At 65.5% G+C, this 20,678-nt stretch carries 14 protein-coding genes and 2 pseudogenes; 9 read left to right on the forward strand and 7 right to left on the reverse strand.

Features of this window, described 5'->3' with window-relative positions:
• Both tnpB and AVHM3334_RS00960 read left to right on the forward strand, forming a co-directional pair.
• A partial coding sequence (gene tnpB, locus AVHM3334_RS00955) for an IS66 family insertion sequence element accessory protein TnpB (RefSeq protein ID WP_284408832.1) occupies positions 1-344 on the forward strand: 344 nt, incomplete at its 5' end.
• A 60-nt stretch (positions 345-404) separates the two neighbouring features.
• Positions 405-1,154: pseudogene (locus tag AVHM3334_RS00960) on the forward strand (IS630 family transposase).
• Positions 1,155-1,741: 587 nt separating this feature from the next.
• Here AVHM3334_RS00960 and AVHM3334_RS00965 read toward each other — a convergent pair.
• On the reverse strand, positions 1,742-3,283 hold the full coding sequence (locus tag AVHM3334_RS00965; protein ID WP_284408835.1) for a tyrosine-type recombinase/integrase: 1,542 nt from the start codon (positions 3,281-3,283) through the stop codon (positions 1,742-1,744).
• A 282-nt stretch (positions 3,284-3,565) separates the two neighbouring features.
• Here AVHM3334_RS00965 and mutS point away from each other — a divergent pair, with 282 nt between their 5' ends.
• Positions 3,566-6,148 carry a DNA mismatch repair protein MutS gene (gene mutS / locus AVHM3334_RS00970; RefSeq protein WP_284408836.1) on the forward strand — a complete coding sequence of 861 codons (2,583 nt, stop codon included), beginning with the start codon at positions 3,566-3,568 and terminating at the stop codon, positions 6,146-6,148.
• A 50-nt stretch (positions 6,149-6,198) separates the two neighbouring features.
• Here the strand turns inward: mutS and AVHM3334_RS00975 are convergent, their stop codons facing one another.
• Positions 6,199-7,083, reverse strand: a complete 885-nt coding sequence (locus AVHM3334_RS00975) for a cysteine dioxygenase (protein WP_284408837.1) — start codon at positions 7,081-7,083, stop codon at positions 6,199-6,201.
• Positions 7,084-7,396: 313 nt separating this feature from the next.
• Between AVHM3334_RS00975 and AVHM3334_RS00980 the strand changes: the two genes are divergently transcribed.
• The 4 genes from AVHM3334_RS00980 to AVHM3334_RS00995 all read left to right on the forward strand — a co-directional run bounded on the left by AVHM3334_RS00980 (position 7,397) and on the right by AVHM3334_RS00995 (position 12,868).
• Positions 7,397-8,224 (forward strand): proteasome-type protease, encoded by an 828-nt coding sequence (locus AVHM3334_RS00980; RefSeq protein WP_284408841.1) that lies wholly within the window; start codon positions 7,397-7,399, stop codon positions 8,222-8,224.
• Between the two features lie 25 nt (positions 8,225-8,249).
• A complete protein-coding gene (locus AVHM3334_RS00985) occupies positions 8,250-9,065 on the forward strand; it encodes an alpha/beta fold hydrolase (RefSeq protein WP_284408843.1) in 816 nt (271 codons plus the stop codon).
• Positions 9,066-9,486: 421 nt separating this feature from the next.
• Positions 9,487-11,286 (forward strand): diguanylate cyclase, encoded by a 1,800-nt coding sequence (locus AVHM3334_RS00990; protein ID WP_284408845.1) that lies wholly within the window; start codon positions 9,487-9,489, stop codon positions 11,284-11,286.
• Between the two features lie 97 nt (positions 11,287-11,383).
• Positions 11,384-12,868: an FAD-binding oxidoreductase gene (locus AVHM3334_RS00995; protein WP_284408847.1), complete on the forward strand. Its 1,485-nt coding sequence runs from the start codon at positions 11,384-11,386 to the stop codon at positions 12,866-12,868.
• A gap of 72 nt (positions 12,869-12,940) precedes the next feature.
• On the opposite strand, the gene AVHM3334_RS01000 is transcribed toward AVHM3334_RS00995, so the two are convergent.
• The 3 genes from AVHM3334_RS01000 to AVHM3334_RS01010 all read right to left on the reverse strand — a co-directional run bounded on the left by AVHM3334_RS01000 (position 12,941) and on the right by AVHM3334_RS01010 (position 16,215).
• Positions 12,941-14,278 (reverse strand): diguanylate cyclase domain-containing protein, encoded by a 1,338-nt coding sequence (locus tag AVHM3334_RS01000; protein WP_284408849.1) that lies wholly within the window; start codon positions 14,276-14,278, stop codon positions 12,941-12,943.
• Between the two features lie 212 nt (positions 14,279-14,490).
• Positions 14,491-15,315 (reverse strand): undecaprenyl-diphosphate phosphatase, encoded by an 825-nt coding sequence (locus tag AVHM3334_RS01005; protein ID WP_284408851.1) that lies wholly within the window; start codon positions 15,313-15,315, stop codon positions 14,491-14,493.
• A gap of 27 nt (positions 15,316-15,342) precedes the next feature.
• On the reverse strand, positions 15,343-16,215 hold the full coding sequence (locus AVHM3334_RS01010) for a LysR family transcriptional regulator (protein ID WP_284409113.1): 873 nt from the start codon (positions 16,213-16,215) through the stop codon (positions 15,343-15,345).
• 74 nt (positions 16,216-16,289) lie between these two features.
• Between AVHM3334_RS01010 and AVHM3334_RS01015 the strand changes: the two genes are divergently transcribed.
• Both AVHM3334_RS01015 and AVHM3334_RS01020 read left to right on the forward strand, forming a co-directional pair.
• Complete coding sequence (locus tag AVHM3334_RS01015; RefSeq protein WP_284408853.1) at positions 16,290-16,796, forward strand: (R)-mandelonitrile lyase; 507 nt, start codon at positions 16,290-16,292, stop codon at positions 16,794-16,796.
• Positions 16,797-16,899: 103 nt separating this feature from the next.
• Positions 16,900-17,538: pseudogene (locus AVHM3334_RS01020) on the forward strand (carboxymuconolactone decarboxylase family protein); the annotation flags it as partial.
• Between the two features lie 81 nt (positions 17,539-17,619).
• On the opposite strand, the gene AVHM3334_RS01025 reads toward AVHM3334_RS01020, so the two are convergent.
• Both AVHM3334_RS01025 and AVHM3334_RS01030 read right to left on the reverse strand, forming a co-directional pair.
• A complete protein-coding gene (locus AVHM3334_RS01025; RefSeq protein ID WP_284408855.1) occupies positions 17,620-18,882 on the reverse strand; it encodes a GGDEF domain-containing protein in 1,263 nt (420 codons plus the stop codon).
• 359 nt (positions 18,883-19,241) lie between these two features.
• The gene (locus tag AVHM3334_RS01030; protein ID WP_284408857.1) at positions 19,242-20,678 is read right to left on the reverse strand and encodes an efflux transporter outer membrane subunit; all 1,437 of its coding nucleotides are present in this window, start codon (positions 20,676-20,678) and stop codon (positions 19,242-19,244) included.

The raw sequence follows: 20,678 nt of genomic DNA on the forward strand, positions 1-20,678 counted from the left end.
ACCCGGACCTGAAGGTCTACCTGCATCGCGATGCCATCGACTTTCGTGTCGGTCTCAATGGTCTGGCAATTGTGGTCGAGCAGGCGCTCGGCATGGACCCGTTCGCCCAGGCCGTTTACGTATTTCGCAATAAGCGACGCGACCGCATCAAGATTCTGGGCTGGCAGCGCAACGGCTTCTGGCTGTTGATGAAGCGGCTCGAGCAAGACCGCTTCATCTGGCCGGATGTGGCGACAGTGCCCAGCCTGACGGTCGAGCAACTTCATTGGCTACTCGACGGCATCGACCTGGCAGTGGTGCAAAAACACCCACAGCGTTTCTATTCTCGGGTGGTTTACTCATAAGTCAGTAACTTAGAGAACACGCTCTTGCGCAGTGCGGCCATCGGTGCTTTCATTGAAAGCATGAAACGAGACGGACGCACCCTGGCCCACAATGTGTTGGAAGAAATGCGCATGCTGGCCGTACAGCGCATGCGCGAAGGAGAGTCGCCAGCAGCGGTGGCGGCTTCCTTGGGCATGCACAGGGGCTGGGCCTACAAGTGCAAAGCCGCTGCGCTCGACCAAAGGCACAGGCCGCCCGCGCAGCCTCACACCCGTGCAGGAGCGCCAGGTTTTTCGCTGGGTCAACGGCAAAAACCCACGTCGGGCTTTCGCGCTGATGCCGTGCATGGCAAGACCTGGGGAGCCAAGGGCCAGACCCCGGTCGTGGAGCGCCCGGGCCAGCGCCAGTCGATCTCGGCGGCCTCAGCCGTCAACTCCAAAGGGGCGTTCTGGTTTGAGACCTACCAGGGAGCGCTTACAGGCGAGTTGTTCGTGCAACTGCTCAAGAACATGATGGCCGAGCGTGAGAAACCCGTGCACTTGGTCGTCGATGGCTTGCCGGCTCACAAGAAGGCCCTCGTCAAGCAATACGTGGCAAGCACGGCGGGCGCATCGACGTTGCACTTCCTGCCCGGCTATGCGCCAGACCTCAATCCAGATGAGCTGGTATGGAGCCACGCCAAGCGCACAGGGGTGGCGCGCAGTCCATTGCGAAAGGGAGACAAGCTCAAGGAGCGTGTGGATGCGCAGTTGCAGTCGGTGGCTGAAGATCCTGCACTCATCAGGTCATTCTTCAGACACCCATCTGTCGCCTATATTTCTGACTTTTGAGTAAAGATGTGGTTGTTCGCCAATTATTGCAACATCACGCCGGCGCGATCACTCAGCAAGTGCCCAGTCGCAGTGGGCGACATAGGACTTCTGACGGTAAAGCCGTCGCTTACCTTGGGGGAGATGCTACATTCCCGAGACGACGGTCCAGTTCTACAAGTAGGTCGCGGCGACGCTGCTTGTGAAACCCCTCGATCAGACTCCGGATGCCATGAGAGGCCAGGACAAACTCCTGAGGTCCGAGGTCTCCGATTAGCCTCGCCAAATCAGCAGAGGCCTTGCTCATTAAGTTCCCCCGAATAAGACCAGAAATGGCCGTCAGAGCAGAAATGACCGTCAGAGTTTGTCTCGTTTGCGCGCTGACTGCAGCCATGGAACATGATCCCTTCTTGATTGCCTGCTATCGTAAACTGCTCGCTGCTGAGCATGAATGACTCATGACCAATGCTACAGGGCCACGTTCAAAGCCACCCTGAGCATGCTGCGGCTAAATCCCGTTGAACATGCGAGCCCTGGAGCCGTGTAGAGACCCCACCGGCTTCAAGTTCAAGTCGAATGAAAATCCAAGCAACAGTGAGGCTGCACTGTCATCGCGCGGAACCCGCATCGGCCTCCGCGTCCTTGCGAGGACGACCGGACCGAGGCTTGGCGGGCTTGCACTCATGCGGATCCGGCGCCGCCAGCGGTGACCACTCCGGCGGCTTCAGCGCATTGAAAACGTTCGGCGCAGTCACCAGGATGGCCTGCTCGATGCGCTCCATCTCCCGTCGCAGCAGCGCCCATTCAGCGGCCGTGTAGATGGCCGTGACATTCGTGCTCCCGTGATTGAAGAAACGGCTCTTGATGCCCTCGTCCACCCCAAGGCTTCGCATCACCGAGCCAAACGAGCGCCTGAGGTCATGGCGGGTCAGGCGGGCAATGCCCGCCTCGTCACGGATGCGCCCCAGTAGATCGGTGGCATCCATGTAGTGCCCCGTCGATGAGAACCGGCTGCGCGCCGGGAAGACGAACGGCCGCGATTTCGCGTTGAAGCCGCGACGGGCCACCTCCTCGGCCGCCAGCCTCTGTCGCTGCCGCAGCAGGTTCAGCGCCATGGGCGCGATCGGCAAACGGTGGTCACAGTGGTTCTTCGTGTCGTGGAACAACACGTAGGGACCGTACTCGCCGTCATCGCGCAGCCAGACATGCGAGGTGTTCGCCAGCGCCGCCCCCGACTCCCCATGCATAGACAGGAGCTCGCCCCAACGGCAGGCCGCGTGCTCCGACGCGCGGCAGCCCCATAGCAGCATCAGGATCAGGTAGTGCACTCCAGTGGCGCCGTCATTGATGTCCTTTTTGCTCCAGGCCGCCTCCAGGAACGTGCCGAGCGTGGTCGACGGCCCGAGCGGCGTGCGTGCCCCATTCGCTTGCCGTTCCCGGGTCAGGGTCGCCGGCGAGCGGAACAATTGCCGCCGCGTGAGCACTTCGAAAGGGTTCGCCCCTTCGGGAACTTGCTGACCCTTGACCTTCGCCCCCAAAATGTCATCGGACAGGCATTTGTTGACCGCTGTGGATGCCCACCGGTACATCTGCTCGTTGGCTGAAGGCTTGTCCATGCCCTCGCCGAACTTGGTGACGACCTCATCCGGGTCGAGTTCGCGAATCTTTCGATCCAGCCATCCAAGGGCGTTGAACTTGCCGACCACGCGGTCATGGACGCGAAGGCTTTCATCCGAGGCCTTGCGATTCACGCGGGTCGCGAGGAAGCTGCGATAGCGCTCGAAGGCCCGCCGGAGCGTCAGTTCCGCCTTCTCGGCCTTGCGCGCCGTTTCATTGGGATTGGCGCGGGTCTCAACGACTTCGCGCGCCAGCACGGCGGCCTTTGCACGCGCGTCCTCGATGTCGTTGAAGTCCGCCACGTTGCCGACGACCGGCATGAAGGAGCGGCCACCCACCTTGCGACGCAGGACGTAGGTTTTCTTTCGGGAGACACGGACTCCGAAGCCCGGAGGCGCAGTGCGCGCCTCGTCCCATACGATGTAGTCCTTGCCATCCGGATTTGCCTCGAAAATAGGCTTCCCGTTTGCGTCTACCCCGGTCGGGCGTTCGTCACGGCGCAGTCGCAGCACGATGGCGCGCGTGAGGACCATCCTTGCACTTGGACGGCGGCCAGAGGGGGACTCATCTTCTTCCATAAGCTATTGATAAAATTAAGTTTTCTTGATTTCATCTCGAAGGGGGACTGAGACATATGACAGAAGCAGCAAAGACATGCTTTAGTCCCCTATACGCACCCCTGAAGTGCGAGTAAGACGACGGCAAGTGAAGGCGCATGGTAGTAAAAGATAAACAGAAGATTGGCTAAGCTGTTGAAAAAATTAGATAAATCCGAAAACACAGAGGAGGGCCAAGCCTTCGCCGGGCATACCCCCATGATGCAGCAGTACCTGGCCCTCAAGGCGGCATACCCCGACACGCTAGTTTTCTACCGCATGGGCGATTTCTACGAGGTGTTTTTCGCCGATGCCGAGAAGGCCGCGCGGTTGCTGGACATCACGCTCACGCAGCGCGGGCAGTCCGGCGGGCAGCCGGTGGTGATGGCCGGGGTGCCGTTCCATGCGCTGGAGAACTACCTGGGCCGGCTCATCAAGATGGGCGAATCGGTCGCGATCTGCGAGCAGGTGGGCGAAGTGGGGGCGTCCAAGGGGCCGGTGGAGCGCAAGGTGGTGCGCGTGGTCACGCCCGGCACGCTGACCGACAGCGAACTGCTGTCCGACAAGGCGGAATCGCTGCTGCTGTCGATCCACCAGGGCCCGCGCGCGCGTTGCGGCCTGGCGTGGCTGAGCGTGACGCAGGGCTTGGTCCACCTGGCCGAATGCATGCACGACGAGGTCGGCGCATGGATCGCCCGCATCGGCCCCAGCGAAGTGATCTACAGCGCCGGGGTGACCGAGCGCTTCGAAGAGCAACTCAAGGCGCTGCGCCAGAGCGGCACGTTCGCCTGCCCGTTGAGCCTGCGGCCCGACTGGCAGTTCGATGCCGCCTTGGGCGAGCGCAAGCTCCTGGAGCAGTTGAACGCCGCCAGCCTCGCGGCCTGGAGCGCGCAGAACCTCGCCCAGGCGCATGCCGCCGCGGCGGCGCTGCTGGCCTATGCCGAGCACACGCAGGGCCGCTCGCTCACCCATGTGCACGGCGTGAGCGTGCAGCAGAGCGACGAACTGATCGCCCTGCCCCTGGCCACGCGCCGCAATCTGGAACTGACGCGCACGCTGCGCGGCGAAGACTCGCCCACGCTCTTTTCGCTGCTGGACACCTGCATGACGGGCATGGGCAGCCGCCTGCTCAAGACGTGGCTGCTGGAGCCGCGGCGCGACCGCACCGAGGCGCGCCAGCGCCTGTCGGCCACGGCCGCGCTGCGCGGCACCGGCGCGGGTGCAGGACCCTGGCAGATCCTGCGCGGCGAACTGCGCGGCGTGAGCGACGTGGAGCGCATCACCGCGCGCATCGCGCTGCGCCAGGTGCGCCCCCGCGAATTGCTGGGCCTGTGCAGGACGCTACAAAAAGCAGAGCAACTCTCCGGCGCATTCATTGCGCCAGAGCCGTTTTTGGCTCAGATCTTCGAACACCTGCGCCCGCCGGTGGACTGCGGCGATCTGCTGCGCGCGGCCATCCACGAAGAGCCTGCGGCGCTGGTGCGCGACGGCGGCGTGATCGCGGCAGGCTTCGATGCCGAGCTGGACGAGCTGCGCGGCATCCAGACCCATTGCGATGCGTTCCTGCTCGACCTGGAAACGCGCGAGAAGGCGCGCACCGGCATCGCCAACCTGCGCGTGCAGTTCAACAAGGTGCACGGCTTCTACATCGAGGTGACCAGCAGCCACCTGGACCGCGTGCCCGAAGATTACCGCCGCCGCCAGACGCTCAAGAACGCCGAGCGCTTCATCACGCCCGAACTCAAGACCTTCGAGGACAAGGCGCTGTCGGCGCAGGAGCGCGGCCTGACGCGCGAGAAGTGGCTGTACGAACAGGTGCTCGACCAGTTGCAGCCGCACGTGCCCGCGCTGACCCGCCTGGCCCATGCGCTGGCCACGCTGGACGTGCTGTGCGCGCTGGCCGAGCGCTCGCTCACGCTGAGCTGGTGCGCGCCGCAGTTCGCGCCCGAGCCCTGCATCGAGATCGAAGGCGGGCGCCACCCGGTGGTGGAGGCGCGGCTGGCGGAGACTTCGTCAGGCAGCTTCATCGCCAACCACACGCGGCTGAACGCCAACACCCGCATGCAGGTGATCACCGGCCCCAACATGGGCGGCAAATCGACCTACATGCGGCAGGTCGCGCTGATCGTGCTGCTGGCCAGCATGGGCAGCCATGTGCCGGCCACGTCGTGCCGGCTGGGGCCGATCGACGCCATCCACACGCGCATCGGCGCGGCCGACGACCTGGCCAACGCGCAATCGACCTTCATGCTGGAGATGACCGAGGCCGCGCAGATCCTGCATTCGGCCACGCCGCACAGCCTGGTGCTGATGGACGAGATCGGGCGCGGCACGAGCACGTTCGATGGCCTGGCGCTGGCCAGCGGCATCGCCACGCACCTGCACGACCGCACCAAGGCCTTCACGCTGTTCGCCACGCACTACTTCGAACTCACCGAGCTGTCGGCCCGCCATCAGCACGCGGTGAACGTGCATGTGGGCGCGACCGAGTCGGGCTCGAACATCGTCTTTTTGCACGAGATCCAGCCGGGCCCGGCCAGCCGCAGCTACGGCATCCACGTGGCCCGCCTGGCAGGCGTGCCCGGCGCGGTACTGAACCACGCCCGCCACACGCTCGCCGCGCTGGAGCAGCGGGCGAACGAGGGCGAGACGCAGGTCGATCTGTTCGCCGAGCCGCCCGATGCCGACGGCCCGCTGGTGAGCCCGGTGGAAGCGGCGCTGGCCGACCTGCAGCCCGACACCCTGAGCCCGCGCGAGGCGCTGGACGCGCTGTACCAGCTCAAGCGGCTGGCGCGGGGCTAGTCCCGGGGCCGCCCGCTGATCCGGCCGGGGAGGCATCGGGCATCGGGGCGTCAGGGTTTCGGAGCCTTCGGCGCCCGCTCGAACTTGGTCTTGGCCGCGATCTGCTGCTGCTCGGACAAACCGTCCATGTCGCGGTACAGGTGCACCGACAGAGCGATGTCGCCGGACTTGTTCTTGAGGCTGTGGGGAATGCCCAGCTCCGTCGGGCCAAAGCCGTCCATGGAGCCCTGGAGGCGCTCGTTCTTCTTGTCCTTGACGGCCAGGGGCACCGGCGCACCTTCGGGCGTTTCGCTCGGAGAGTAGAGCCGCTCCCACAGGTTGCCCTGGAGCACGAACGAAGCGCACTCGTTGGGGTGGTCGTGGATCGGGGTTTTCTGGCCGTCGGCGAACGCGAACAATTGCAGGCAGAACGACTCGCCGGGCTCGGGATGGCTGTGCAGCAGATAGCGGCCGTAGCCTGCCAATTCGTCGCTCTTGGGCTGGTAGACGTCGGTCGATAGCTGGGCCTCTTTCAACAGGCCGTCCAGCGCCCCTGCCACGCAATCGCGCACATCTTTGCCCGCCGCGATGTCGGCTTTCACCGAGGCTTGCTGGAGGAAGGTCCGAATGCCGGACTCCAGGCGTTTCTGGTTGCCGATGTGCTTTTGCCGGTCCTGCGCGGAAACCGCGGTATAGACCTTGTCGAGCGCGGATTCGCGGGCGGCGATGTCCTTGGAGTCGGCGCCGGGCAGCGCCATGCGTGGGCGCTTTGCCGACGCCAAGGCCTGCTGCGCCTCCGAAGAGCGCGCCGACAGGCCATCCAGGCGTGCATCGTTGGCGGATGGGCTGCTGCCCGGGGCGGGCCGCTTTGCCGATGACGCCGTATCGGCGACGTCGGTGCGGTCCGGCCGCGGAGAAGAAGAACGGGAGGCCGAAGCAATGGAACTGGTGGTCATGGGTTGGAAGGTTGGTGGTCGTGAACGAACGAACGAACGAATGGATGGAACGGGACGAAGGGGTAACGGCGGAACAAAAGCCGTTCACCACCCGCCTCCATTTTTCAAACCGTGGCCGAAAACAAAGCGCGCCATGCGAAGCAGCTGCAGGCAGGCGCGAATGTCTTTCCATATAGCGGAAATATCTCAAACCATTTGCGTGCCGCTTTCAGCGGTTTTCGCTCGGGGCCGTACGGCATCGGCCCACAGCGGCCATGCACCAGAATGGCGACAAGCCTCTACACTCGACCCTTTGCCCTCGAAGTTGCCCTCCATGACGTATTGCGTCGCCATCAAGCTCAATGCCGGACTGGTTTTCCTGTCCGATTCCCGCACCAACGCGGGCCTGGACCAGATCAGTTCCTTTCGCAAGATGATGATCTACGAGAAGGCTGGCGACCGTTTCATGGTGCTGCTGTCCGCAGGCAACCTGAGCATCTCGCAATCGGTGCGGGAGATCCTGCAGTCCGAGCAGCTCACCGACCGCGACGGTGGCGAACCCATGACGATCTGGAACGCCAAGAGCATGTTCGATGCGGCACGCGTGCTGGGCGCGGCGGTTCGCCACGTGCACGAGCGCGATGGCGCGGCCCTCAAGCGATCGGGCGTGGACTTCAACGTGTCGCTGGTGTTCGGCGGGCAGATCCAGGGCGAGGGCATGCGCCTGTTCCAGGTGTACTCGGCCGGCAACTTCATCGAAGCGACTTCCGAAACGCCTTACTTTCAGGTCGGCGAGTCCAAATACGGCAAGCCCGTGCTCGACCGGGTGCTGACCCCGGACACGCCGCTGGACGAAGCCGCCAAGTGCGCGCTGGTGTCGATGGACAGCACGCTCAAATCCAACCTCTCGGTGGGCCTGCCGCTGGACCTCGTGGTGTATGAGGTGAACCAGTTCGCCACCGACAAGATCGTGTGCATCGACGAGCACAACCCCTATTTCCGCATGCTGCACAACAGCTGGGGCGAGAAGCTGCGCGAGGTGTTCGACAGCATCGAAGACCCGGCCTGGCACGGCGGCCTGACCGAGGTGCCGCTCAAGGTGGAGCCGTCGCGCAGCCGCCCGATCAAGAAGATCACCAATCCCCGCGACAAACTCGTCTGACGCCTTGCTCGCGTCGCGCAGCCGCATGCTCCCCATCGTCTTCTCGCACGCCAACAGTTTTCCGGCAGGCACCTACTCGGTGCTGTTTCGCCACCTGAAGGACCGGGGCTTCGATGTGAGCGCCCCCGACCGCTACGGGCATGCGCCCGCATACCCGGTCACCAACAACTGGCCGCACCTGGTGCAGCAACTGGCCGACTTCGCGCGGCAGCAGGTGCAGCGCGTGGGCGGGCCGGTGTTTCTGATGGGCCATTCGCTGGGCGGTTTTCTGAGCGTGATGGCGGCGGCGCGCCACCCGGAGCTGGCGCGCGGGGTGCTGATGATCGACTCGCCGCTCATCAGCGGCTGGCGCGCCAGTGCGCTGGGAATGGCCAAGCAGACGCAGCTGGTGGGATCGGTCTCGCCGGGCAAGGTGAGCCGGGCCCGGCGCAATGCCTGGGCCGGGCCCGACGAAGCGCTGGAGCATTTCCGCAAGAAGAAAGCCTTCGCGCAATGGGACGACGAAGTGCTGCGCGACTACATCCGGCACGGCCTGAGCGAGCAGGAAGGCAAGCACATGCTGCACTTCGACCGCGCGGTCGAGACCGCCATCTACAACACCCTGCCGCACAACCTGTCCCAACTGCTGCGCGCCCATCCGCTGCGCTGCCCCGCGGCTTTCATCGGTGGGCGCGCCTCGGCCGAGGTACGGCAGGTGGGGATGGCGATGACGCTCAAAGTCACCCAGGGCCGGGTGATGGTGCTCGACGGCAGCCACCTGTTCCCCATGGAGCAGCCCCGGACCACGGCAGCGGCCATCGAAGCCGCGTTGCTGAACCTGGCAAGCCTTCCAAAAACCTGAGGCGCCAGCGAGGCACTGGTGGTCGCAGGGCTGCCGACAGGCAGTGCGATCGCGGCCGCAGCGCCACGCATGGCAGCGATTTGCGCCGGAATTTTCGTCGGATTTACATCTGCATTCGCCCGACCATCGCACAGGCCATTTAGCGCCCATTGCTCCTGAGAGCGCACCGCTCACGCCACCGCGTAAACCCGCAGTCCTGCCGGTTTAGCGGCAGAACGCACAAGCGTGCTGAAAAAAATGGAATCTTGCGAAAAGTTCACCTACACTGCGGCAGCGTTACAAGGTGATACATCGTGATTGATTCCGAAACATCCTGCCGTGTTAGCCGCCGTTCAGGGCCCTCTGGCCCGCTCACGCCCCCTTCGCGCCGCCCGGCCTGAGCCGGGTTTGCATGGTCGTTGCCGTCGAGCCACCTGCATCCATGCGCCGCCCCATCCGCTTGCGCCACCGTCTCGAAGACTTCATGGCGGCCTGCCTGCGCAGGCTGCTGCAATGGGGCTTCGTGCTGGCCTGCCTCGTCGGCGCCGGCGGGGTCCACGCGACGCAGGCGCAGCCCTTGGTGCTGCGCGACGGCATGCCGCCCGCCGACCTGTGGTCGGCCTTCACCACGATGGCCGACCGAACCGCAGCGCTGACCGCCGAAGAAGCGCTGGCGAACCCCGCCGCGTTCGCCGTGCCTTCGCGCAGTGGCGGGTCGCTCGGCATTCGCAACGGGGCCGTTTGGCTGCGCGCCACGCTGGTCAACGGCGCGAGCGCCAGCACGGACTGGATCGTCAACATCGACTACCCGTCGCTGCACCAGGTGGACATCTATCTGGCCCGTGACGGCCGCATCGCACAGCACGCATCCCTGGGCAACTTGCGCAGCTTCAGCCAGCGGCCATGGCAGTCGCGCACACCGGCGATGGGCCTGAACATGACTGCCGGCGCTTCGTATGAACTGCTGGTGCGCGTTCGCACGGGCGGCGCGATGATTCTGCCGGCCACCGTATCGCAGGCCCCGGCCTTCGTCGCGTCCGCGCTGGCCGAACAGATGCTGCAGGGCCTGTTCGCGGGCATGGCCGCCTGCCTGCTGATCTACAGCCTGGGGCAATGGATGGGCGGGAGCGAGCGGATTTTTCTCTACTACGCAGTGCTGGTGGCCGCCAGCGCGGGTTTTTGCCTGCAACTCTTCGGGATCGGGGCGCAGTACCTGTGGCGGGACCAGCTGTGGGTCGAACTGCACATCGCCAGCCTGTGCGGTTTCACGGCGCTGTCGGCGTTGTTCCTGTTCATGGGCCATGCGCTGGATGGCTCTCCACACGGCGGCTTTCTGCGCACCATGCAAGGGGGCGCGGCGCTCAGTGCCGCGCTGGGCGCCGCTTTTCTGGTGGATGTGATCGGCACGCGCACCGCCATGGCGCTGTTGAGTGTCCTGGGCGCCCTGCCCTTGCTCGTGAGCGCACCGGTGGCCTGGCGTCGCGCGCGCCGCGGCGACCCGCAGGGCACGACCTTGTTGGCGGCGGGCGTGGCCTACATCGTCGCGGCCGCTGGCATGGGTTTGCTGGCGCAAGGCCTGCTGCCGGCCAGTTTCTGGACGCTTCATGCCTTTCAGATCGGTGCGGTGGTGAACATGCTGCTGTTCCTGCGCGTGCTGGGGCTGCGCAATGCGGCGCTGCGCACGGCCGCGCAGGTGGCCCGCCGCGAGCGCGATGCGATGCGTTCGCTGGCCCATACCGACCCACTCACGGGCCTGGCGAACCGGCGCGGGCTCGATCTGGCCCTGGCCGCCGCGCTGGCGCGCTGCACGCCCGACCATCTGGCAGCCGTCTACATGCTCGACCTGGACGGTTTCAAACCCGTCAACGACCGCCACGGCCATGCGGTGGGCGACCAGCTGCTGGTCGCCGTCACGGCCCGGCTGCATGAGCACCTGCGCCACACGGACACGGTCGCCCGAATCGGCGGCGACGAGTTCGTGGTGATGGCCAACGACCTGACCAGCGCCGAAGAAGCGCATGAACTGGGCACCCAGCTGCTCGACGCGTTCCGCAGACCCATCATGCTCGGAGCGCTCGAACTGCACGTGGGGCTGACCATCGGCTACGCGCTCGCTCCGCTCGATTCCACCGAGCCCACCCTTCTCATCAAGCTGGCAGATGCCGCCATGTACAACGGCAAGCAGAGCGGCAAGTTCTGCGTGCGGCGCAACACGGGGGACCTGGCGCTGTCCTCCGCCTAGGGGCCAGGCCCCGGCCGATGACCGCCCTGCTCCCCCGTCTTCCCCTGCAATTTCACTTTTTCCCTGACTTCCAAACCAACCCAAGGAGTTTTCCCCCATGGCCCACCGCAAGAGTCCCGCCCGCATCGCCAAGGACGCCCGCGTCGCCCACCTGAATGCGCTGGCGGCCAGCCAGCCGGCGGACGACCCCACGCCCTGGCAGGCCCTGGCCACGCTGGAATACGGCCTGCTCGGCTACATCGTGCTGCCCGGCAACGAGCACTACGAAAAGGATCGCCAGGAGTCCAACCCGGCCTTTCAGGCCTACCCCTGGGTGATCGTTTATTGCAAATGCGAGAACGACGTGGCCCTGTGCCTGGCATATGCCCGCACCTTCAACGCCTGGGTCGCCGTGCGCTGCGGCGGCCACAGCACGGCCGGCTACTCGGTCAACAGCGGCATGGTGGTGGACCTGAGCCTGATGAGCGGCGTGGTGCTGGACCCCAGCCAGAAAGTGGTGACCGTGCTGCCGGGCACCGATTTCGAGGACTTCAACGCAGCGATGAACCACACCGGCTGGCATGTGCCCACCGGGGCCTGTGGCAACGTGTGCGTGGGGGGGTTCGTGCAGGGCGGCGGCTATGGCTACACCTCGCGGGCCTTCGGCATCCAGAGCGATCTGGTGCAGTCGATGCGCGTGATGCTGGCCGATGGCAGCATCGTCGTCGCCAGCGAGACCGAAAACGATCTGCTGTACTGGGCGCTGCGCGGCGGCACGGGCGGCAACTTCGGCGTGGTGCTGCAGGTGACCTACCGCATGGTGCCGCTGGACCAGGTGTGGGCATGGTCCATCAGCTGGGATGCGGCGCATGCCGCCGAGGTGCTGGCGCTCATGCAGACCAGCTACATGAAGACCGGTGCGCCCGACGCGCTCGGCTACATGATGAACCTGGGCTACTACCAGGAAGTGCCCGTCTACATGGTGCAGGGCATGTTCTGCGGCACGCGTGAAGCGGGCATGCAGGCCATCGCTTCGCTGATGGACGTGCCGAGCGCCCGGTTGCTCGTGGACCAGGTGGGCACCTACACCGACATGAACAAGTACCTGGAAGACCAGCCCTACACGCTGCCTGATAACCTGCCCGCCAAGGTGTGCGAATCCAAGGCCAGCGCGTACATTCCGCAGCCGATGACGCAGGCCCAATGGCAGCAGGTGGTGGATTACTTCGGTACGTCGCCCAACAAGTGGTCGCTGGCCTACCTCGAACCCTACGGCGGCGCGATCAACCGCTACCCGGTTGCCGACAGCGCCTTCATCCACCGCGACGTGGCCTGCGACCTGGTGGTGGACGTGTTCTGGCAAAACGAGGAAGAGCGCGCCCACATGGAACTGTGGCTGGCCGGCTTCATGGAGCTGGTCAAGCCGTGGCTGAGCGGCGCGGTCTACCAGAACTACCCGGACGCCACGCTGGAGAACTTTGCCGACGCCTACTGGGATGCGCCTACCTACGCCAAGCTGCAGCAGGCCAAGCTCCGGTACGACCCGACGAACTTCTTCCACTACGCGCAAAGCATCGCGCTGCCGAAAATCCTGGGCGACTGACCGCCTGGCGCCTGGGGGACAACCAGGCGCGCAGCGCTCGGCACACCCCGCCGGGCGCCGCCCCGTTCGCGATCAGGCGGGCGGTGGCGGCTCCGCGTGCATCACGCAGCCGGACCCTGCCCGCTTGGCCGCATACATGGCCTGGTCGGCATGGCCCATGAGCACCTCGATGTCGCCCTCGATCGGGGGATAGGTCGCCACGCCGATGCTGGCGCCCACGCGCACGTCGCAGCCCTCCACCCGCATCGGCTGGGCCAGCGCATCGATGATGCGGTGGCCCATGCTGCTCGGGGCGCCCTGCGTGACGTCGGTGTCCAGCATCACCAGGAACTCGTCGCCCCCTAAGCGGGCCACCGTGTCCTGCGCACGCACCACGTTGCCCAGCCGCTTCGCGACGAGCCTCAGCACCTCGTCGCCCACTTTGTGCCCCTGCTCGTCGTTGATCTTCTTGAAGCCGTCCAGGTCGATGAAGAGCAGCGCCACGGTGCCGGCGTGGTGGCGCGCCGCCTCCAGCGAGCGCTCGCAGCGCAGGTGAAAGGCCGAGCGGTTGTACAGGCCGGTGAGCGAGTCGTGGTTGGCCAGATACTGCTGCTGGCGGGAGATTTCGATCTTGGCGGAAACGTCCTGCACCAGGCACATGATCGAGGTCACCCGGCCCTCCGCATCGGTGAGCGCCGAGTTGAACCACTCGCAATGCATCTCCTTGCCGTCACCGCGCAGAAAGCAGGTTTCCACGCGGTTCTGCGACTCGCGGCCGGATTGCAGATTGGCCAGGGCCTGGGTCAGGTGCTCGTCCATGGCGGCCGTGCCCGGCAGTGCCAGCAGCGAGCGCGCCTCGATCTGCACCACGTCTTCCCAACCCATCAGCTGGACGGCGCGGCGCGAGCAGTGCAGCAGCCGCAGCTCGTGGTCCATCTCCAGCACCGCCAGCGGGCTGTTGTCGATGTGCGAGGACAGCCGTTGGTTGGCTGCGCGCAAGGCGTTCATCGTCACCTGCAGCTCATGCACGTCCAGCGCGGTGGTCACGAAACCGTCGATCTCGCCTTGCGGGTTGCGCCACGGAGCCAGGCAGATGGTGCGCCATTCCTCGAAGCCTTCGGGGTTGTGCACCAGACGCTGGTAGTTAAGGCGCTCGCCGCGCAGCACGCGCTCCACGAACGGCATGAAGCGCGAATGGTTGTAGTCCCCGTAAAGCTCCATCAGCGTCTTGCCGACGAGCTCCGAGGCCGGTGCACCGAACCAGCGGGCATATTCGTCGTTCGCATACACCAGGCGCTGCTGACGGTTCACCACGGCCACGGTGGCGCCCACGCTGCGTGTGAGCAGGCCCAGCATCTCTTCGGCTGAAAATTCCGGCGCCGACCCCGATGCGGGCAGCGCGCGAAATCCCGGCAGCTCGTTTGGCGTCATACGGCGGGAACCCTTGACTGTTGTCGTTGGCGGCGTGGGCACCCCGGGAAAGACAGGGCGGGCGCAGCAGCAGCCTCCCGCCGCCGTACACCCACAGCCTCCGGGCTGCGCGGGGCAGCTTATCACTTTCTGTTACCAGACCGCCAGGGCCTGGAGGCCCGGGAAACCACACCCGCATGCCGGTGGTCCCCTCAGCGCCTTGCCAACGCCTGTCAGTCCGCCCAGGTGACCCAGCCCGTCCAGGCCGTGATCAGCACTACGATGCCGAAGCCGATGCGGTAATACGCGAAAGGCACGAAGCTGTGCGTGCTGATGTAGCGCAGCAGCCAGCGCACGCAAAGCCACGCGCTGATGAACGAGAACACCAGCCCCACCGCGAACAGCGGCACATCGACCGCCGACAGCAGATGCCGCTCCTTGTACAGGCTGTAGACGCCCGCTCCGATCAGCGTGGGAATGGCCAGAAAGAACGAAAAATCGGTGGCGGCCTTGCGCGAGAGACCGAGCAGCATGCCGCCGATGATGGTGGCCCCGCTGCGGCTCGTGCCCGGCACCATGGCCAGGCACTGCGCCAGGCCCACCTTGAGCGCATCCAGCGGCGTCATCTCGTCCACGGTCTGTACGCGCACTGCGCGCGGCGAGCGGCGCTCGGCCCAAAGGATCACGAAGCCGCCGATGATGAACGTGCTGGCCACCACCACGGGCGTGAAGAGATGCTCCTTGATGAGCTTGCCGAAGATCAGCGCCAGCACCACCGCTGGCAGAAACCCGATGATCACGTTGAGCGCGAAGCGGCGCGCCTGCCGCTGCGTGGGCAGCGCCACCACGGTGTCGCGGATCTTCTGCCAGTACACCAGGGTGACCGCGAAGATGGCGCCGGTCTGGATCGCGATGTCGAAGACCTTGGCCTTGTCGTCGTCGAAACCGAGCAATGAACCCGCCAGGATCAGATGCCCGGTGGAAGAGATGGGAAGAAACTCGGTCAGGCCCTCGACCACCCCCATGATGGCGGCCTTGACCAACAATACGACGTCCACTGGCGCTCCTTGAAATGACAGGCCGGATTATCGGCGCCCGGCCGGGCCTTTGCGGTAGCGCAAGGCATCCACGACCAGCGCCAGCGCAGGCGCGATGTGGCGGCGATTGGCGTAGTACAGGTGGTAGCCGGGAAAGCGGGGCCACCAGTCCTGCAGCACCGCAACGAGCCGCCCTTGCGAAACGTGTGCCTCGACCAGGTCGTGCGGCACGTAGGCGAAGCCCATTCCGTCCAGCGCGGCTTGCAGCATCAGCAACGTGTTGTTGAACACCGTCTGCCCCCGCACCCGCACCGTGATGGCGTCTCCGCCCCTTTCGAAATCCCAGGCGTAAAGGCCGCCGTGCGTGGGCAGGCGCAGGTTCACGCACCGGTGAGCCGTCAGGTCATGCGGCGCCACCGGAAGCGGCTTGCCGGCAAGGTATCCGGGCGACGCCACCACCGCCATGCGCAGGTCCGGCGCGATGCGGACCGCCACCATGTCCCTGTCCACACGGTCCCCGACGCGCACGCCTGCGTCGAAGCGCTGGGACGCGATGTCGGTGAACCCATAGTCCACGCTGAATTCGACCTGAATGTCGGGGTACTGCTGCAGCAACGGGAGCAGCCTGGGCCAGAGCACGGTGGAGATGGCATGGTCGTGCGCCGTGATGCGCACGGTGCCGGCAGGCTTGTCGCGCAGCGCGCTCAACGAACCGAGCTCGGCTTCGATCTCCTGCAGCCGGGGCGCCACCGTCGCGAGCAGGCGGGCACCCGCTTCGGTGGTGGAAACGCTGCGCGTGGTCCGCGTGAGCAGGCCGACGCCCAGCCGCGCCTCCAGCGCAGTCATCGCATGGCTGAGGGCCGAGCGCGACAGGCCCAGTTGCGCCGCCGCGCGGGTGAATGGAGGGCTTTTACAGTGAATCGACGCGCGCTTCGAGGGCCACCGCCAGCCCTTTCGATCCGCCACCCGTTGACCATCACCAGGAGCTTGCTTGCATGTTCAAGAGTCCCATTCCACTGGCCGCGGCACTGCTGGCCGTTGCACAGGGCGGCGCTGCTGGCGCCGCCGAACCTCAGTCTTCCGCCACCTCCGCCCAGCAGATCGCCCACGCTGGCTCGCAGCCTTCGGCGGCCGGCCCTGAAGCCTTCTTCACCGGGCGTGTAAGGGTCGATCCCGCCTGGCCCGCCGATGCAGGCATCAACGCTTCGGGCGCCTACGTGACATTCGAGCCGGGCGCGCGCTCCGCCTGGCACAGCCATCCGAAGGGCCAGCGGCTGGTCGTCGTCTCCGGCACGGGCCTCACGCAGGAATGGGGCAAGCCGATGCAGGCCATCCGCCCCGGCGATGTCGTGTGGTGCCCGCCGGGCGTCAAGCACTGGCACGGGGCGTCGCCAACGACCGCGATGACGCACCTGGCCGTCACCGGAGCCGCCGAAGACGGCAAGAACGTCGAATGGATGGAGAAAGTCACCGATGCCCAATACACAGAAACCGCACGTTAAAGGCCTCGTGCAGGCGGCACTGGCGTTGACGCTGGGGCTGGACGCCGCGGCGACCCCTGCAGCCGCGGCACCGCCTTCCCCGGACACCAGCGCCACAGCCCCGATGCAGGCCCCCCCCAGCGACACCCTCTCGCTGCGCCAGCAGGCCCTCGTTCCCATCGCCGCTCTGGCGGCGCAAGGCGACATGGCTCGCCTGGCATCCGCGCTGGAGCAAGGCCTCGACGCAGGACTGGCCCTGAACGAGATCAAGGAGGTGCTGGTGCAGCTGTATGCCTATGCCGGTTTTCCCCGAAGCCTCAATGCCCTGGGTGAACTGATGAAGGTGGCCGAGGCCAGAAAGCAGCGCGGCCTGCGCGATGCGCCGGGGCCATCGCCGGGCCGGCCGATTCCAAAGGGCGACGCCCTGCTGGCGGCTGGCACGGCCAATCAGACAAGACTGGTGGGTGCCCCGGTGAAGGGCGCCTTGTTCGATTTCGCGCCCGCCATCGACGAATACCTCAAGACGCATCTGTTCGGCGATATTTTCGAGCGCGACAACCTGGACTGGCAGGCCCGCGAGATCGCCACGGTGAGCATGCTGGCGGCGATGCAAGGCGTCGCGCCGCAACTGCAATCGCACATGGGCATCGGCATGAACGTGGGGATCACCGAACGCCAGTTGCAGCAACTGGCGCAAGTGCTGCATGAACGGGTCGGCGACCAGAGCGGCCAGCGGGCCCGTGAAGCATTGGCGCAGCAGTTGGGGCCGCCAGGAAAAGGCAGTGACGCAGTGACCGAGGCGGCGGAGCACCCCACGCACGAGGCGTGGGCACGCCGCCTCCTGCTAAAAGTAGCCGTGGGCCGGCCCTTGCGCTTCGTCGTCGTTGGCCGCGGCCCCTGGCACCACGGGCTCCTGCACCACCACCTGGTTGCGGCCCCCTTGCTTGGCCAGGTACATCGCGGCATCGGCCCGCGCGAAAAATTCGAGCGCGGTTTCCCCCAACACATATTGGGTGACCCCGATCGACACCGTGACCTTGCCCTTCAGCCAGGGGTTGTCCCAGCCATGCGATTCGACCTGCACCCGGATGCGCTCGCAGGTATTGAGGGCGGGCAGCAAGGGCGTAGCCGGAAAGATCACCAGAAACTCTTCGCCGCCATAGCGCCCGAAGAAATCGTCCGCCCGCACGGCGGTCTGGCCCAGCTTGGAAAAAGTGCGCAGCACTTCGTCGCCTTCGAGATGCCCCATTTCGTCGTTGATGCGCTTGAAATGGTCCAGATCGACCACCGCCATGCACAGCGGAATCCCGCTCTCGTCCGCCAGCTGTTTCTGCTCTTCCAGGGCGGCCAGGATCGCGCGGCGGTTCAAGCAGCCTGCCAAGGCATCCTGGCGCGAGCTTTCGGTGATGGATCGCATCTCGCTGCTCTTTTTCTGCAGCAACCGGTGCAGCGTTCGCACCCGGCCCATCAACAGGACATAGGCCGGCAGTGCCAGCGCCAGAGACACCATGTGCAGCGCTGCCAGTCGCAGCAGCGCTGCATTCTCGCCCTGGCCATAGTGCAGCGCGGCGACCAACCCGTAGCCGGCCAGTATTCCCACGCACACCGCCAGCGCCATGTTGCGCGACAGCGTGAACAGGCCATAAGCCATCACCACGAACAAAAAAGGCGTCAGCGCGATCTGGGTGACGGGCTCCAGATAAAACACCAGCAGCAGCGCACTCGAGGCCCCCACCACGATCGGCAGGCGCATCTGCCGATCGGCAAACCGCTCATGAAGCCCCGCATAAAACAGCCCCGTGAACGAAACGACGAGCACTGCAATCAACCCGGCCACCACCAGCACCGTCGAAAAATCGACGACGCCCAAGGCATAAAAAGCCAGGGCGCATGCGAGATACAGCAAACACAGCAGCACGGGAACGACCCGGGTACGGGGCCGATTCAGGTGCTGCTTGAGCACCAAGGCAACCCCCATTTCCGAAGGATGCGAATACGTCGAAACGTCGAGTTCGTTCAATTCCTCGCTCAGGGGAAACGCATCGGTATTCTCGAAACGCATGCGCCTGCGGGCATGCCAAGTGGCCCACACATCAGTAAAACCCATGGAATTGCTTTCCTTACGATCGATCCACTTGCCCGCATCGCGACGCTGACGTGCAAAAATTGTTTGCGAATATTACATATCGGTTCACTCACCACAATAGCAAAAGATTAAGAAATGGCGTTTTGCTTCGCTTTTCGAACACCTGGAAATGCGAATGCCGCAAGGTGCATCATTATTAGACTGCCTCTGCATTCCCTTCGGTCAAAGCGATCCGATAGGCAATGAAACTTCTATGGCGGAAAAGAAGGTATTTGCGAATTGCCAGCGAACGGCTTCGCTCATGGACTTCAGGATGATTTTCAGCAGGGAGTCAGCGAGGATTTCTCCCCCATGCCACCCCTTGAGTAGCCGCATGCTTCTCAAAGATAAGGTTCGTGAAAACGAGCATGCCATCCACCACCCAGCGCCTGCACCAGCGTCGCCGCAGCCAACTGCCGGTTCACCTGCAGCTGCAGCAAAGCGCGCCGTGCCGACAGCGCGGTCACCTGCGCGGTGACGACCTCGGTGTAGCTCACCTGGCCCTCCCGATACCGGTTCAGCAGTTGCTGCTCGGTCAGGTTGGCGGCCGACACGGCCTCCTGGCGCAGGGGTTCCTGGACCTGCAGCGTGCGCAGCACGGTGAGCTGGTCCTCCACGCCCTGGAAGGCGGTGAGCACCGTCTGGCGGTAAGTGGCCGCACGGGCGTCGCGGGCGGCTTCGGCGCCTTCGACCCGGGCGGCGATGGCACCGCCGTCGAAGACGGTCTGCGCCACCGACAAGCCGAGCGACCACAGCGCGCCGGAGGCACTGAACAGATCCCCCACGCTGGTGCCGCTGCGGCCCAGCGAAGCGGTCAGGTTCAGGCTGGGGTAATAGGCGGAACGCTGCACGCCGATTTGCGCATTCGCGGCGGCCACCGCGCGTTCGGCCGCGGCGATGTCCGGGCGGCGCTGCAGCAGGGTCGAGGGAATGCCGGCAGGCACCTCGGGCGCACGCATCACCCAGGGCGCGGGCGGCAGCGAGAACGAAGCGGGAGCCACCCCCGTCAGCACGGCGATGGCGTGCTCGTAGCGGGCCCGGTTTTGCTGCATGGTGGCCAGATCGGCCCGCGCGTTGGCCAGTTGGGTGCGGGCCTGCAGCACGTCGGAGTTGGCAACCACGCCAGCGGAGTACCGGTTCTGGGCGATCTGCAGGCTGCGCTCGTAGCCTTGCACGGTGGCCTGCAGCAGATCGATTTCGGCATCGGCCTCGCGCAGCTGGAAATAGGCCGACACGAGCGACCCCACGGCGGACAACCGGGCCGACGCCAGGTCGGCCTCGCTGGCCTGGGCATTGGCGCTGGCGTTATCCACCGCGCCGCCCAGGCGCCCCCACAGGTCGGGTGCCCAGTCCGCACCCAGTGCCGCCTGCGTGGTGGTGCCGCGGCGGGTGGAGCCCTCGCCGCCCGCGCGCGAGCCGCTGCCCGACAGGCTGACCGAAGGCAGCAGGCCGGCACGCTGCTCGCGCACCAGCGCCTGCGCCTGGGCGTAGGCCGCCACGGCGGCAGCGATGTTCTGGTTGGACAGTTGCACTTGCGAGGCGAGGCGGTTCAGGTCGGCGTCCTGGAACAGCGTCCACCAGTCGCCGCGGTCGATCGCATCGGCGGGCGCGGCGGGCTGCCAAACCGCCCCCGCTTCCTTGAAGGCGGTGGGCAGGGGCAGTTCGGGGCGCTGGTACACGGGCGCCACGGAGCATGCGGCCAGGGGCAGCAGCGCGCCCAGGCAGGCCATGCGCACAGCGCGGGGTGCCCAGGCAAGGGAAGAAAAAGCGGATTTCAT

The sequence above is a fragment of the Acidovorax sp. SUPP3334 genome (assembly GCF_030159055.1).
Taxonomy (GTDB): domain Bacteria; phylum Pseudomonadota; class Gammaproteobacteria; order Burkholderiales; family Burkholderiaceae_C; genus Paracidovorax.

Excerpts from the sequence above, each read along its gene's own strand:
- mutS (WP_284408836.1), top strand. The coding sequence starts at position 3,566 with ATGATGCAGCAGTACCTGGCCCTCAAGGCGGCATACCCCGACACGCTA.
- AVHM3334_RS00980 (WP_284408841.1), top strand. The coding sequence starts at position 7,397 with ATGACGTATTGCGTCGCCATCAAGCTCAATGCCGGACTGGTTTTCCTG.
- AVHM3334_RS00975 (WP_284408837.1), bottom strand. The coding sequence starts at position 7,083 with ATGACCACCAGTTCCATTGCTTCGGCCTCCCGTTCTTCTTCTCCGCGG.
- AVHM3334_RS00995 (WP_284408847.1), top strand. The coding sequence starts at position 11,384 with ATGGCCCACCGCAAGAGTCCCGCCCGCATCGCCAAGGACGCCCGCGTC.
- AVHM3334_RS01030 (WP_284408857.1), bottom strand. The coding sequence starts at position 20,678 with ATGAAATCCGCTTTTTCTTCCCTTGCCTGGGCACCCCGCGCTGTGCGC.
- AVHM3334_RS00985 (WP_284408843.1), top strand. The coding sequence starts at position 8,250 with ATGCTCCCCATCGTCTTCTCGCACGCCAACAGTTTTCCGGCAGGCACC.
- AVHM3334_RS00990 (WP_284408845.1), top strand. The coding sequence starts at position 9,487 with ATGCGCCGCCCCATCCGCTTGCGCCACCGTCTCGAAGACTTCATGGCG.
- AVHM3334_RS01015 (WP_284408853.1), top strand. The coding sequence starts at position 16,290 with ATGTTCAAGAGTCCCATTCCACTGGCCGCGGCACTGCTGGCCGTTGCA.
- AVHM3334_RS01000 (WP_284408849.1), bottom strand. The coding sequence starts at position 14,278 with ATGACGCCAAACGAGCTGCCGGGATTTCGCGCGCTGCCCGCATCGGGG.
- AVHM3334_RS01025 (WP_284408855.1), bottom strand. The coding sequence starts at position 18,882 with ATGGGTTTTACTGATGTGTGGGCCACTTGGCATGCCCGCAGGCGCATG.
- AVHM3334_RS00965 (WP_284408835.1), bottom strand. The coding sequence starts at position 3,283 with ATGGTCCTCACGCGCGCCATCGTGCTGCGACTGCGCCGTGACGAACGC.